Genomic DNA, 13377 nt, shown 5'->3' on the forward strand with positions numbered 1-13377 from the left:
GGACGGCACTTCCCCCTTGCGACAATGTGAAGGAGCCGTCGTGACGATCCGCCGGCCTGGTACCCCCGCGCAACGCGTCGTCGCCGTCCTGCTGGGCGGCTCGGTGGCCGTCTCCCTCGGCGCGACGGCGCCCGGACACGCCGAGGTGCCTGGACAGGCGCCACCGGCGACGGCGTTCGGCGCGGCGCCCGCGGCCACCACCGTCACGCTGGTCACGGGCGACCGCGTCGAGGTGCACCCGACCTCCGACGGCCGCCACGGCATCACCGTCGACCCCGCGTCCCGGCCGAACGGCATGGTCCCGCAGTTCCTGGTCAGCAGCCACGGCGACACCACGTCGGTCATTCCGGCCGACGTCGCGGCGCTGGTCCCGGACCGCCTGGACGCCGCCCTGTTCGACGTCACCGCGCTGTCCGAGCTGCCGGCCGGCGACGGGCTGCCACTGATCCTCGACTACGCCGACGACGCGCCGCGCCCGCTCAGCACCGAGCCCGTTCCCGGCGCCACGGCGCGGCTGCAGCTGGACAGCGTCAACGCGGTCGCCGTGGACGCCGCCACCGACGAGTTCGGCGCGGCGGTCCTCGGCCTGGCCGCGGCCGGCGGCGGCGCCGAGGCCGACGCCGACACGCTCGCGGCCCAGCCGCTCGGCGCCGTCGAGAAGGTCTGGCTGGACGCGCCCACCGAGGCCCGGCTGGACCGCAGCACCAGCCAGATCTCGGCGCCGGCCGCCTGGGACGCGGGCGTCGACGGCACCGGCACCGTGGTCGCCGTCCTCGACACCGGCATCGACGACACCCACCCCGACCTGGCCGGACGGGTCGACGCGGCGGCCAACTTCACCGAGGACCCCGACGCCACCGACCACAACGGCCACGGCACCCACGTCGCGTCGACGGTCGCGGGCACGGGCGCTGCCTCGGACGGCGAGCGCCGTGGCGTGGCGCCGGGCGCGCGGCTGCTCAACGGCAAGGTGCTCGGCTCCGACGGCGGCGGCTCGGTGTCGTGGGCGATCGCGGGCATGGAGTGGGCCGCCGCCCAGGGTGCGGACATCGTCAACATGAGCCTGGGCCTCGGCCCGGGCCACTTCGAGGGCCCGCTGTTCACCGCCGCCGTGGAGCGCATCAGCGCCGAGCACGGCACGCTCTTCGTCATCGCGGCCGGCAACAACGAGTGCGAGGCCTGCATCGGCAGCCCGGCCGACGCACCGTCAGCGCTCACCGTCGGCGCCGTCGACCGCGACGACCGGCTGGCCGACTTCTCCAGCCGCGGCCCGGTGTTCGAGAGCAGCGAGCCGAAGCCGGACATCACCGCGCCCGGCGTCGGCATCTCCGCGGCCCGCGCCGGCGGCGGCAGCACCGATCCCTACGTCGCGCTCTCCGGCACCTCCATGGCGTCGCCGCACGTCGCCGGGGCCGCGGCGCTGCTGGCGCAGGCCCGGCCGGAGCTGACCGGGCCGGAGCTCAAGGCTGCCCTGATGTCGACGGCGGTGCCGACGGACGGGCTGGACGTGTCCGACCAGGGCACCGGCCGGGTCGACGTCGGACGCGTGCTCGAGGGTCCGGTGGTGATGACGACCGGCCCGCTGGCCTTCGGCGCCGTGCCGCATCCCGAGGACGGCCCGGCCGAGCCGCTGCGGCGCGCCGCCGGCTTCCGGAACACGAGCGACGAGCCGGTCACCGTGGAGCTGGCCTTCGACGTCCCCGGTGTCGAGCCGGGCGACCTGACCGTGACGCCGTCGTCGCTCACCATCGCGCCGGGAGCGACCGCGCAGGCGGAGGGCGTGCTCGACGTCGCCGGCGACACGCCGGCCCAGTACGCCGGCCGGCTCGTCGCGACCGCCGGCGACACCGAGCTGGCCATGCCGGTCGCGTACGACGTGGAGCCGCGCTACCACGACCTCACCCTCCACGCGATCGCCGCGGACGGCCGCCCGGCGCGGGCCCTGGCGCAGTTCGCCGGCACGCCCGTCGTCGACGTCGCGACCGGCCGGCCGGCCGATGCTGGAACCGTGCGCCGAGCAGCCGGCCGGCCTCGACATCTGCCTCCGCGTCCCCGCCGGCACCTACTCGGTCATGGGGTGGGTGCTCACCAAGCCGGCCTGGGCCGAGAGCGACGGCGACCTGTTCACGACCATCCCGCTGCACTCGGCCCTGGTCGGCGACCCCGAGGTCACCGTCGACGCCGACCTCACCGTCGTCCTCGACGCCCGCGAGGCCACCGAGGTCGAGGTCACCACGCCGGACCACGTGACCGGCGCCGGCAACCTCGGCGCCGCCGCCGGGTTCAGCTGGGCCCGTACGGCCGCAGACGGCACCACCGCCGCCGAGTACCTGCTCAACCCGCCCGGGTCGCAGATCGAGGAGCGGCTGTTCATGGCGCCGACCGACGAGGTGACGGTGGGCGCTTTCAGCGCGTCGTCGCGCTTCCGCCTCGCCGCGCCGGAGGTGATGCTCGAGGCCGGCGGCACCGCGCTGCACCCGTCGTACTACCCGCCTCCGGCGTTCAGCGACCAGACCTGGCAGCTCCCGGTGCTCGACGGCGAGCTGGAGCTGCCGGTCGTCGACGCCGGGACGGCCACGCCCGCCGAACTCGCGGGGGCGGACCTGGACGGCGCGCTGGCCCTGGTCCGGCGCGACCCGGCCGTCGCCGTGGCCGAGCAGGCCAACGCCGCGGCCGCCGCCGGCGCCCGCATGGTCGCGGTCTACCACCACCTGCCCGGATCGTCCGCCGATCCCGGCGCGTGGGGGATCCGGCTGGACGTCCCGACCGTCCGGCTGTCGCACGAGGAGGGACTCGCGCTGCTCGACCGGATGGCGGCCGGCCCCCTGACCGCCACCGCGACCGGGACGCCGTCGAGCCCCTACCTCTACGACCTCAGCCACACCGAGCACGGGCGGATCCCGGCCGAGCTCTCCTACGTGGCCGACTCCGACGAGTTGGCGGCCGTCGAGCGCGACTTCTCCGTCCAGGTGGCCGGCTCGCTGTCCGAGGCCTCGTGGGCGTTCGAGCCGGGCGCGGACTTCTCCGCGACGTGGGCCCATGCGGTGCCGTCGGCCCCGGCGGAGCGGGTCGACTACTACGTCCTCGACCCCGAGATCGTCTGGCAGCACCACGTGCGGACGCCGCAGGAGCCGTACTCCGGCAACTGGCCGGAGCCGTTCGTCACCCCACTCAAGCTGCTCAGCACGCTGCGGACCTACGAGGAGCCCGGCACCGAGGAGACGTCGTGGCTACGCCAGCCGCTGGCGCCCGGGTTCGACTCCGGCCAGCCGATGGCCCGGCAGGGCGACGTGCTGATCATCCCCACGGCCGGGTACGTCGACGCGGACGGCAACTTCGCCGAGGCCGTGGCCGACGGGTTCGGCCAGGGCTACCAGGGGCTGTTCCAGGTGTGGCACGGCGACGAGCTGATCGGCGAGGCCGGCGGCACCGACCTCCCGTCCGGAACGATCCTGCTGCCGCCCGGCGAGGAGACCTTCCGGATCGACTACGCGATCGAGAACCGCACGCCCTGGGTGGAGCTGTCGACCCTGACGCGGACGTCGTGGACGTTCGTCTCCGCGACGACCTCGGAGGACGAGGAACCCGCCGTCGTACCGCTGCTGACGCTCGACCACGACCTCGGCGCCGACCTCACCAACCGGCTCCCCGGACCGCGCGACCGCCGCGGCCCGAACGAGATCCAGGTGAGCGCCGGGCACCTGGCCGGCGCGGACACCCGGATCACCGGCCTGACCGTCGAGGCCTCCTACGACGACGGCGACACCTGGCAGACGCTGCGGGTCCGGCGCGACGGCGACACCTTCGCGGCGCACCTGCCGAACCGTCCGCCGCGCGACAACTCCGGCTTCGTCTCGTTCCGCTTCTCGGCCGAGGACGCCGACGGCAACCGGATCGACCAGGAGGTGATCAGGGCGGCCGCGCTGCCCGCCGACTGACCGACGCTCGCCGCCGCGGTCAGCGCGACAGCCAGTCGAGGGTGACCGCGGCGGTCCAGGACTGGTGCAGGCTGCCCAGCGGCTCGCCGGTGAACGGCTCGTAGTACTCGCCGAAGTCGCCCGCGGCGAGCTGCCGGAGCGAGGCCTCGCGCAGCCGGCCGGCGCCGTCGTCGTCGCCGTGGCGGGCGAAGGCCCAGCTGAACAGCCACGACACAATGGGCCAGACCGGGCCGCGCCAGTAGGCCCGCGGCTGCAGGCCGGGGTCCGACGGCGACACCGTCGGCGGGAGCGGGTGGGCCAGGGCGGGGTGGCCGCACCAGCGCTCGCCCCAGAACAGCTCGCGCTGGCGGTCGTCGGGGCCGCAGAGGAGCGGCGCGAAGCCGGCCACCGTCTCGGTCTCGATCCACTCCCCCGATCGACGGTCGAGGTCGCGGGCGAGTCCCGTCGACGGCGACACCGTGGACGCGACGCCGGCGCGGAACCGGGCCGCCAGCTCGCGCAGCTCGGCCACGTCGTCACCCGACCCGGCGCCGAGCTCCTCACCGAGGAGTGCCAGCTCCTCGCTGGCCACCGCGAGGATGGCCGAGGTGAACACGTCGGCGACCCGGAAGCCGACCACGTCGCGGGCCGCGTCGTCGTCGTAGCCGACCCGGCGCAGCTGCTCGACCAGCCAGAGGTACCGCCCGTACTCGGCGTCGGTGGGGCGCTCGCGGGCGTCGCCCACGTGGTCGACGTCGGTGCGGACGAACGAGGGCAACTCGGCGCCGGGGACGACGGCGGCGTACGGCCGGTCCCAGCGCGGCGAGTTGTCCATGCCGCTCTCCCAGCCGTGGTAGATCTCGACGAGCCCGCGGCGGTCGGGGTCGCGCGCCGTCGCGAGCCAGCGGTGCCAGGCCAGCCAGGCGCCGAACGTCTCGCGGACGAACGCCTCGGCCTCCTCGCGCGCCGACCCGCCCGCCCGCCGCCCGGCGTCGACGATGCGGCGCACCGCGACCGCGTGCACTGGCGGCTGGCAGATGCCCGACGTCCGGACCGAGGCCGGCGCGGCCGCCGCGGCCTGCGTCCCCCAGCGCTCCGGGCCGGGGAAGTAGCCGTCGCCGGCCGAGAACACGATGTGCGGGATCATCCCGGTCGACCACTGGGCCCGCAGCAGCGTACGCAGCTCCGTGACCGCGCGCGGCACCGACAGCTGGGCCAGCCCGACGGCGATGAGCGCGGAGTCCCAGCTCCACATGTGCGGGTAGAGCCGGGGCGCCGCCGCCGTCATGGAGCCGAGGTCGTTGCGGCGCAGCACCTGTGCCGCGCGGTCGCCGAGCCCCACGTCGCTGACCGGGACCAGCACCGCGCCTCCTGCACCTGTCGAACCAGGGGATGTCCGTCCCGTCCAGGTTTCGGTATCGTCCTGCTTTTGTCAACTCGCTGGACGTAAGGGGTGGCTCGTGACGGCGCTGCGCACCACCGGCCGGCCCGCGGCGACGACCGGCAACTCGCCCGGCCGGCTGCTGCAGCTGATCCGCTCCCGCGACGACTGGACCCGCCAGCAGCTGCTGGCCGAGACCGGGCTGTCGCGCATGACGCTGTTCGAGCGGCTCGACACGCTGTTCCGGGCCGGCCTCGTGCACGAGGCGGGCGCGGCCGGGCCGACCGGGGGCCGCCCGGCGGCGCTGATCCGGTTCGCCGGCCAGGGCCGCGTCGTCCTCGTGCTCGACCTCGACCACCACACCGCGCGGGTCGCCGTCACCGACCTGACCGGGCACAGCCTGCGCGAACGCGAGCTGCCTGTGGACATCGCGGGTCCGCCGGCCGAGGTGTTGACGACGGTGTGCGAGGCGGGCGCCGCGCTGCTCGCTTCGGGCGCGGGCGAGACGCTGGTCGGCGTGGGCGTCGCGCTGCCCGGCCCCGTGTCGCCGGTCACCGGACTGCTCCGACCGGCCACGGTCATGCCCGGCTGGGACGGTTTCCCGATCGCCGCCGTCATCGCCGCCCGCTGGCCGGTGCCCGTGCTGCTCGAGAACGACGCGCGGGCGCACGCCCTGGGCGAGGCGGCCGAGCGTCCCGGTACGACGCCGCTGGTCGCGGTGAAGTACGCGCACGGCATCGGCGCCGGCGTGGTCCTGGACGGCGCCCTGCTATGCGGGTTCGACGGCGCGGCCGGCGACATCGGCCACATCCGGGTGACCGGTGGCGACCCGGCGGGCAGTGCGGCCCCGGTCTGCCGATGCGGGCGGACGGGGTGCCTGGCGGCGTACGCGTCGGGCTACGCGCTGCTGCGGCGCCGCGGCGTGACCCCGTCGCCGTCGGACGACCTGGCCGCGCGGGTCGCGGCGGCGCCGGACCTGCGTGCCGGCGCCCGGCTGCTGGGCCGGACGCTCGCCGGGCTGGTCGCGCTGGTGAACCCGCAGACGATCGTGCTGGGCGGGTCGCTGGGACGGCTGCCGGTCGTGGTCGACGAGGTCGCGGCGGCGGTGCGGGCGGATGCCCTGGAGCGACTGACCGGCGACCTCGAGATCGTCGCCAGCACGGCCCGCCACCCGGCCGCCGTGGGCATGGCCGCCCTGGTCACCGGGCACGTGTACGACCCGGAGGTCGTGGACGCCGGGCTCAGAGAGCGGGCCGGCGCCGGCGGGTCTGCCGCGCGGCCCAGTGGTCGATGACCGGACGGGTCCAGAGCGGCAGCCGGTTGTTGAGCGTCGCGACGGGCGGGGGCATCTGGTGCCGGGCGTGGTAGGCGTTGACGGTGCTGCGGGTGACGCCCAGCAGCCGGGCGATCGCCGACGCCGTCAGCAGCGCCTCCGGGTCGAGCTCCGGCGCGGACAGGCCGACGACCACGGACGAGCGGGCCAGGATCTCGTCCACCGGCACCGCCACCGTCGGCGAGCCGTCGGCGGCGAGCGTCCCCAGCGGGATGCACCAGCGCAGCTCCGGCCGCGACTCGGGGCCTTCCAGCCAGGCCCGGTCCAGCAGCACGAACTCGCCGTCGTCGCGGGCGACGCGCAGGGCGCCCGCGTAGCGCCGTCCGAAGGTGACGTCCGTCGCACCGGGAACGGGCTGGCGGGAGGCGGTGTAGATCCAGGATCCAGAAGTTCTCAGATAGTTGCCACCACCGGCCATGAGATCGGCATCGGGCCAGGTCAGAGGGCGTAGAGCGGCCTCGAGCTCGGCACCCGCATCGAGCATGGGCATCCCCCTGGATTACAGCTATTGGTTGTAAAACCGGGCAAAGCCCGCTTACAGTAGCCGCCGATGACTGCCGACAGGAAGGGCCCCGAGTGACGAGACGATCACTGGGGCCGATCGTGGCTGCGACCGTCACCATCGGATGTCTTTCCTGGGGAATGACGTCCTCGACGGCGGCACCCGATCTCCGTGCCGAGTCCACCGTGCCCTCCGTCGAGGAGGCGCAGGCCGACCTCGAGTCCGCGCAGGCCGCGTTCGAGACGGCCCAGCAGACCCGACGGGCCGCCGAGCAGAAGGCCGAGCAGGCCAGCCAGGCCGCGGTCGAGGCCCAGGCGGCCGCCGAGCAGGCGACCGCCCGCGCCGACCGCGCCCGCGGCGAGAGCACCGACGCCGCCACGGCGGCCGAGAACGCCCGCCAGACCCTGGGCCGGCTCGCCGCGCACGCCTACATGACCAACTCCGAGCTGAGCAGCATCATGCAGCTCGGCATCGGCGACCCCGAGGAGTTCCAGGCCCGGTCGTCGGGCGTCCAGGACCTCATGCGGGTGCAGGACGGCGTCCTCGCCGAGGCCGCCGAGTCGCAGGCGAACGCCACCGACGCAGCCTCCCGCGCCGACGGCCACGCCGCCGCCGCCCAGCAGGCGGCCGCCTCGGCCACGGAGCTGTCCGACCAGGCCCTGGCCGCCCTCGACGAGGCCGCGGCCGCCATGGACGAGGCGAACGCGCAGCTGCGCAAGATGCGCGACATCCATGCGGCCGCCGAGCGCGCGGCCGAGGAGCGCGAGAACGCGCAGAACCAGCCCGACCGCGGCGACGACGGCGGCGGCGGTGGTGGCGGCTCCACCGACAGCCCGCCGCCGTCCGGCAACGGCGTCTTCCAGTACCCGTCGAGCGCGCGCATCACGTCGCCGTACGGCATGCGGGTGCACCCGGTGACCGGCGTCTACAAGCTGCACAGCGGCACCGACTTCGGCGCCGCCTGCGGCTCGCCGGTGTACGCGGCCTACCCCGGCACCGTCGAGTCGGCCAACTACGCGGGCGCCTACGGCAACCGCATCGAGGTCTCGCACGGTGACATCGACGGGGTGGACGTCACCACGACGTACAACCACCTGTCGGCGTTCAGCTCCAGCCCCGGGCAGTCGGTTGCCGCCGGCGAGCTCATCGGGCGGGTCGGCACCACCGGCTCGTCCACCGGCTGCCACCTGCACTTCGAGGTGCTGGTGAACGGCGACTTCACCGACCCGATGAGCTGGCTGCAGTAGGAGCCGGCGCTCAGAGCTCGCGCAGGGCGTCGCCGATGCCGCGGTGGATGGTCGGGTAGGCGTAGATCATGTGCTTCAGCTGCTCGACCGGGACCCGGCCGTGCACCGCGACCGCCAGCGCGCCGAGCACCTCGCCGCCGGTGGGCCCGGCCGACGTGGCACCCACCAGGACACCCTGGTCGGTGTCGGCGACGAGCTTGATGAAGCCGTCGTTGCCGGCCTTGTGGATCCAGCCGCGCGACGTGGACGGCACCTGGGTGCTGCCGGTGCGGACCGCGAGCCCGGCGTCGCGCGCCTGCGCCTCCGTCAGGCCGACCCCGCCGATCTCGGGATCCATGAACGTCACCCGCGGCAGCGCGCGGTAGTCGGCCGCGGGACCGTCCTGGCCGAGGACGTCGCGGATGACGATGTCGCCCTGGTACATGGCCATGTGCGTGAACGCGCCGTGCCCGGCGACGTCGCCGACGGCCCACAGTCCGTCGCCGGCCCGCAGGTGGTCGTCGACCTCGACGAACTTCGCCGACGGGTCCAGGCCGACGGCGTCGACCCCGATGGCGCCGAGGTCGCAGTAGCGGCCCACCGCCACCAGCAGGCGTTCGGCGCTGACGTCCGAGCCGTCGGCGAGCGTGACGGTGAACCGCTCGCCGTCGTGGCGCACCGACCGTGCCCCGGAGCCCACGCGCACGTCGACGCCCTCGGACTCGAGGATGCGGGCCGCCAGCTCACCGGACTCGGGCTCCTCGTTGTGCAGCAGCCGCTCGGCCATCTCGACGATGGTGACCCGCACGCCGAACCGGGCGAACCCCTGTGTCAGCTCGAGCCCGACAGGGCCGCCGCCGAGCACGATCATCGACTCCGGCAGCTCCTTGACCTGGACGGCGTCGCGGTTGGTCCAGTACGGCGTGCCCTCGATGCCGTCGATGGGCGGCACGAACGGCGCCGACCCGGTGCCGATGACGACCCCGCGGTTCGCCTCGTACACCGTCCCGTCGACCTCGACCCGGCCCGGACCGGCGAGACGGCCCCAGCCGCGGACGAAGGTGACGCCCTTGCCGACGAGGCGGTCGACGGCGACCTGGTCGTTCCAGTCGTCGGTGGCCTCGTCGCGGATGCGGGCCGCGACCGGCGCCCAGTCGGGCGTGACCTCGGCGTGCCCGGCCATGCCGTCGACGCGGCGGGTCTCGGCCAGCAGGTCGGCCGCCCGCACGATCATCTTCGTGGGGACGCAGGCGTAGTAGGGGCATTCGCCGCCCACCAGCCGGCCCTCGATGCCGACCACGTTCAGCCCGTTCTCGGCCAGCGTTCCGGCGACGTGCTCGCCGCCCACGCCGAGCCCCAGAACGACCACATCGACCTGCTCGCTCATCGCACCTCCAGTCGTTGCCGCCGAGCCTATGTCGATTCGGGGGCGCCTCGTTCGTCAAGGGTGATAGACAGCCACCGAGAGGGAAGGACGAGGCGACATGAAGTACATGCTCATGCTGTTCGAGCCGGACACCGACTGGGACGCGGTGCCCGACGAGGAGCGCACGGCGGCCCTGGACGAGCACGGGAGATTCATCGCCTACCTGCAGGGACGCGGCATCGAGTTCTCCGGCGACGCACTGCGCCCGTCGACGACGGCGACGACCCTGCGCCCCGCGGGCCCGGGCGAGGACATGCTCGTCACCGACGGCCCGTACGTCGAGCTGAAGGAGAACCTGGCCGGCTACTACGTCGTCGAGGCGGCCGACCTCGACGACGCCATCGAGATCGCCCGGCACTGCCCGACCGGCACCGGCACGGAGATCCGGCCGCTGTGGGAGACCGACCTCTGAGCGAGGCGGCCGACGCGGTCGCCGATGCGGTCGCCGACGCGCACCGCCGGGGCTGGGCGAGGGTCTTGGCCACGGTGGTGCGCGTCACCCGCGACCTCGACGCGGCCGAGGACGCCGTCCAGGAGGCGTTCGCCCTGGCGGTCGAGCGCTGGCCGGTGCGGGGCGTACCCGAGGACACGACGGCCTGGCTGACGACGGTCGCCCGGAACCGGGCCCTGGACGCGATGCGGCGGGAGCGGACGATGGCCCGCAAGCTGCCGCTGCTCATCGTGCCCGGCGAGGGTGAGCCGGACGCCGTCGCCGATGCCATGGACGACGAGCGGCTGCGGCTGGTCTTCACCTGCTGTCACCCGGCGCTGGCGCTGCCGGCCCGGGTCGCGTTGACGCTGCGCCTGGTCTGCGGCGTGCCGACGCCGGACGTCGCCCGGCTCTTCCTGGTGCCGCCGCCGACCATGGCGGCCCGGCTGACCCGGGCGAAGAAGAAGGTCCAGGCCGCCGGCATCCCGTACCGCGTGCCGTCGGCGCACGAGCTGCCCGACCGGCTGCCCGCGGCGCTCGCCGTCGTGTCGCTGCTGCTGACCGAGGGCCACACGGCGTCGCGCGGCGAGTCGCTGCGGCGCCCGGAGCTGGTGCGGACGGCGACGGAGCTGGCCGAGGTGCTGGCCGAGGTGATGCCGGACGAGGCGGAGGTGCTGGGACTGCTGGCAACGGTGCGGCTGGCGGCGGCCCGGGGCACGGCGCGGCTGGACTCCGAGGTCGACCTGGTGCCGCTGTCGGCGCAGGACCGGTCCCGCTGGGACCGGGCGCTGATCGACGACGGGTGCGCGCTGGCCGCGCGCGCGATGCGGCGGTCGTCGCCGGGACGGGCCGGCCCGTACGCGCTGCACGCGGCCATCGCGGCCGTGCACTCCGAGGCGCCGTCGTACGAGGCGACCGACTGGGCGCAGGTCGTCGCGCTGTACGACCTGCTGCTGACGGTGGCGCCGTCGCCCGTGACGGCGCTAGCCCGGGCGGCCGCGTGGTCGCACGTGGCCGGGCCGGACGCGGCCCTCGACTCGGTGGCGGCACTGGCCGCCGACCCACGGCTGGACGGGTACTACGGTGTGCCGGCGGTCCGGGCCGACCTGTTGCGGCAGCTGGGCCGGTATGCGGAGGCGGCGGCCTCCTATGCGGAGGCCGCCGCCTCGACCGGCAACGACGTGGAGCGGTCCTACCTGCTGGCTCAGGCCGCCGAACTGGCGCCGTAGCGCCGGCGGAACTTCTCGACCTGGCCCGCGGAGTCCAGGACCCGCGCCTTGCCCGTGTAGAACGGGTGGCTGGCGGACGAGATCTGCACGTCGACGACGGGGTAGGTGTTCCCGTCCTCCCACGCGACGGTCTGCTCGGTGCGCGCGGTCGAGCGGGTCAGGAACGCGAGGCCCGCCTCGGCGTCGCGGTAGACCACCGGCCGGTACTCGGGGTGGATGTTCTTCTTCACGACGACCTCCTTCTGAATGTCGTTCTCAACAACGCGGCGGCTGTGCGCGGCATTCCCGCCGCCGTGTCGCGGCCGGTAAACTCGTGGCGTGCCGACCTACGAGTTCCGCTGCCGCGCCTGCGGCTCGACCTTCGACGTCGTGCGGCCCATGGCCGACGCGAGCGCCCCGGCACCGTGCCCGGCCGGGCACGACGACACCGTCAAGCTGCTCACCACCGTGGGACTGGCCGGTCGCTCCGGCGCCGCCCCGGCCGGTGGCGGCGGGTGCTGTGGCGGCGGCTGCGGCTGCGGCTGACCCCGTCGATTCTTGCGTTGGCCGCAATAATCGCTTCCGCGCCGGCCCGGGGCGTGCTTGACTGAGACTGATTCTCAGGCAAGGGCGTTGAGGGGGCCGCGCCATGAACCATCAGACCATCGTCATCAACTGGGCCGAAGAGGCCGAACGACTCTGCGCCGCCGTCACCGACGACGCCGCCTGGTACGCATCCGTCGCCCGCGAGCTGGCTCGGCCGGGCGACCGGCTCGCCGTCGACATCGGCTGCGGCGGCGCCGGCATGGCCGTCGCGCTGGGGGCCGCGCTGCCGCCCGCGGCGTTCGTCGTCGGGGTCGACGGCGACGGCGACGTCCTCGACGCGGCGCGCCGGCGCATCACCGAGACCGGCATCGACGACGGCCACATCCGGCTGCTCCTCGCCGACCTCGACACCGACCTCAACGTCCTGCCCGCGGTGGCCCGCGGTGCGGACATCATCTGGGCGTCGTCGTCCATCCACCACCTCGCCGACCAGCAGGCCGCCATCGACGCGCTCGCGGCCCTGCTGGCGCCGGGCGGCCGGCTGGCGCTGGCCGAAGGCGGCCTGCCCGCCCGGCACCTCCCCTGGGACGTCGGCGTCGGCGAGCCGGGACTCGAGGTGCGGCTGGCGGCCGCCGAGGACCGCTGGTTCGCGCGCATGCGGGCCAGCGTGCCGGGCAACGTGGCGATGCCGTACGGCTGGTCCACCGCCCTGCGCCGCGCCGGCCTCGTCGAGGTCGGCACCCGGACGTTCACGTTCGAGCGCCCGGTCCCGCTGAGCGAGGCCGACCTCGCCTCGGTGCTGCACAGCCTCCGTCACCGCGTCGACCGCGCGTACACCGACGGCGAGCTGCGACCGGCCGACAAGGCGGCCTGGGACCGGCTCCTCGACCCCGCCGACGACGCCTGGCTCGCCCACCGCGACGACGTCTACTCGCTCAGCGCCCGCAGCGTCCACCTCGGCCACCGCGCGACCGCCTAGCGCCGGCCCCGCCGGTCGCCGTCGCTGCTTGCCAGTCGTTGCGGGTTGCCTGTCGTTGCGAGTTGCCTGTCGTTGCGGGTTGCCAGTCGTTACGGGTTGCCTGTCGGCGGTTGTCGGTGCCCGCCCGTAGGGTGGGCCCCCTCCCAACCGGGCGGGGACCAGACCTACCGCCAACCAGTCTCGCCGGCCGAATTCCGTGATCATCAAGAATTCGGGTCGTGATGGCAGCCCAAATCTTTGATGATCATGGAGAACGTCGGCTCCACAGCGCCCCAGAAGCCGACCTTCCCCATGATCAACAGTGAGTGGCCGGCGGAACTGGACCACGCGCGAACCGCCCCCTCCCGACCGGGCGCGGACCAGACCCGCGCCGGACCTGCGGCGGATCGCCCACGGCGAACGGCGGGAATTGAGCGTAGGCGACTCAAG

At 74.6% G+C, this 13377-nt stretch carries 12 protein-coding genes and 1 pseudogene; 8 read left to right on the forward strand and 5 right to left on the reverse strand.

The genetic code is table 11. The features are described from left to right. Nucleotides 1-295: 295 nt before the first annotated feature. A pseudogene (locus HD601_RS36230) lies at nt 296-1438 on the forward strand (S8 family peptidase); the annotation flags it as partial. On the opposite strand, the gene HD601_RS33440 reads toward HD601_RS36230, so the two are convergent. After that, nucleotides 1363-1860 carry a hypothetical protein gene (locus HD601_RS33440; RefSeq protein WP_246400303.1) on the reverse strand — a complete coding sequence of 166 codons (498 nt, stop codon included), beginning with the start codon at nt 1858-1860 and terminating at the stop codon, nt 1363-1365. The pseudogene HD601_RS36230 and the gene HD601_RS33440 overlap by 76 nt on opposite strands. Before the next feature lie 137 nt (nt 1861-1997). Between HD601_RS33440 and HD601_RS05235 the strand changes: the two genes are divergently transcribed. Beyond that, nucleotides 1998-3938, forward strand: a complete 1941-nt coding sequence (locus HD601_RS05235; RefSeq protein ID WP_184819945.1) for a PA domain-containing protein — start codon at nt 1998-2000, stop codon at nt 3936-3938. A 19-nt stretch (nt 3939-3957) separates the two neighbouring features. Here HD601_RS05235 and ggh read toward each other — a convergent pair whose 3' ends face one another. Continuing rightward, nucleotides 3958-5277, reverse strand: a complete 1320-nt coding sequence (gene ggh / locus HD601_RS05240; RefSeq protein ID WP_246400670.1) for a glucosylglycerate hydrolase — start codon at nt 5275-5277, stop codon at nt 3958-3960. Nucleotides 5278-5377: 100 nt separating this feature from the next. Here ggh and HD601_RS05245 point away from each other — a divergent pair, with 100 nt between their 5' ends. Beyond that, nucleotides 5378-6592, forward strand: a complete 1215-nt coding sequence (locus HD601_RS05245) for an ROK family protein (protein ID WP_184819947.1) — start codon at nt 5378-5380, stop codon at nt 6590-6592. Here the strand turns inward: HD601_RS05245 and HD601_RS05250 are convergent. Further along, nucleotides 6540-7115 (reverse strand): helix-turn-helix transcriptional regulator, encoded by a 576-nt coding sequence (locus tag HD601_RS05250; protein ID WP_184819949.1) that lies wholly within the window; start codon nt 7113-7115, stop codon nt 6540-6542. The genes HD601_RS05245 and HD601_RS05250 overlap by 53 nt on opposite strands. Nucleotides 7116-7318: 203 nt before the next feature. Between HD601_RS05250 and HD601_RS35415 the strand changes: the two genes are divergently transcribed. Continuing rightward, nucleotides 7319-8380, forward strand: coding sequence for a peptidoglycan DD-metalloendopeptidase family protein (locus HD601_RS35415; RefSeq protein WP_184819950.1), 1062 nt, complete (start codon nt 7319-7321; stop codon nt 8378-8380). 10 nt (nt 8381-8390) lie between these two features. Here the strand turns inward: HD601_RS35415 and HD601_RS05260 are convergent, their stop codons facing one another. Next, nucleotides 8391-9746 (reverse strand): dihydrolipoyl dehydrogenase family protein, encoded by a 1356-nt coding sequence (locus HD601_RS05260; RefSeq protein ID WP_184819952.1) that lies wholly within the window; start codon nt 9744-9746, stop codon nt 8391-8393. Between the two features lie 97 nt (nt 9747-9843). Here HD601_RS05260 and HD601_RS05265 point away from each other — a divergent pair, with 97 nt between their 5' ends. Both HD601_RS05265 and HD601_RS05270 read left to right on the forward strand, forming a co-directional pair. Then, nucleotides 9844-10197: a YciI family protein gene (locus HD601_RS05265; RefSeq protein WP_184819953.1), complete on the forward strand. Its 354-nt coding sequence runs from the start codon at nt 9844-9846 to the stop codon at nt 10195-10197. Further along, entirely contained in the window at nt 10179-11444 is a 1266-nt protein-coding gene (locus tag HD601_RS05270) for a DUF6596 domain-containing protein (RefSeq protein ID WP_221440550.1), read from the forward strand. Before HD601_RS05265 ends, HD601_RS05270 begins: the two co-directional genes overlap by 19 nt. Here the strand turns inward: HD601_RS05270 and HD601_RS05275 are convergent. Then, entirely contained in the window at nt 11420-11674 is a 255-nt protein-coding gene (locus HD601_RS05275; protein ID WP_184819959.1) for a type B 50S ribosomal protein L31, read from the reverse strand. The two genes, HD601_RS05270 and HD601_RS05275, sit on opposite strands and share 25 nt — an antisense overlap. Nucleotides 11675-11762: 88 nt before the next feature. Between HD601_RS05275 and HD601_RS05280 the strand changes: the two genes are divergently transcribed. After that, on the forward strand, nt 11763-11969 hold the full coding sequence (locus tag HD601_RS05280) for an FmdB family zinc ribbon protein (RefSeq protein WP_184819961.1): 207 nt from the start codon (nt 11763-11765) through the stop codon (nt 11967-11969). Nucleotides 11970-12072: 103 nt separating this feature from the next. Further along, the gene (locus HD601_RS05285; RefSeq protein WP_184819963.1) at nt 12073-12948 is read left to right on the forward strand and encodes a methyltransferase; all 876 of its coding nucleotides are present in this window, start codon (nt 12073-12075) and stop codon (nt 12946-12948) included. Nucleotides 12949-13377: the final 429 nt, after the last annotated feature.

The organism is Jiangella mangrovi, from assembly GCF_014204975.1.
Lineage (GTDB): Bacteria > Actinomycetota > Actinomycetes > Jiangellales > Jiangellaceae > Jiangella > Jiangella mangrovi.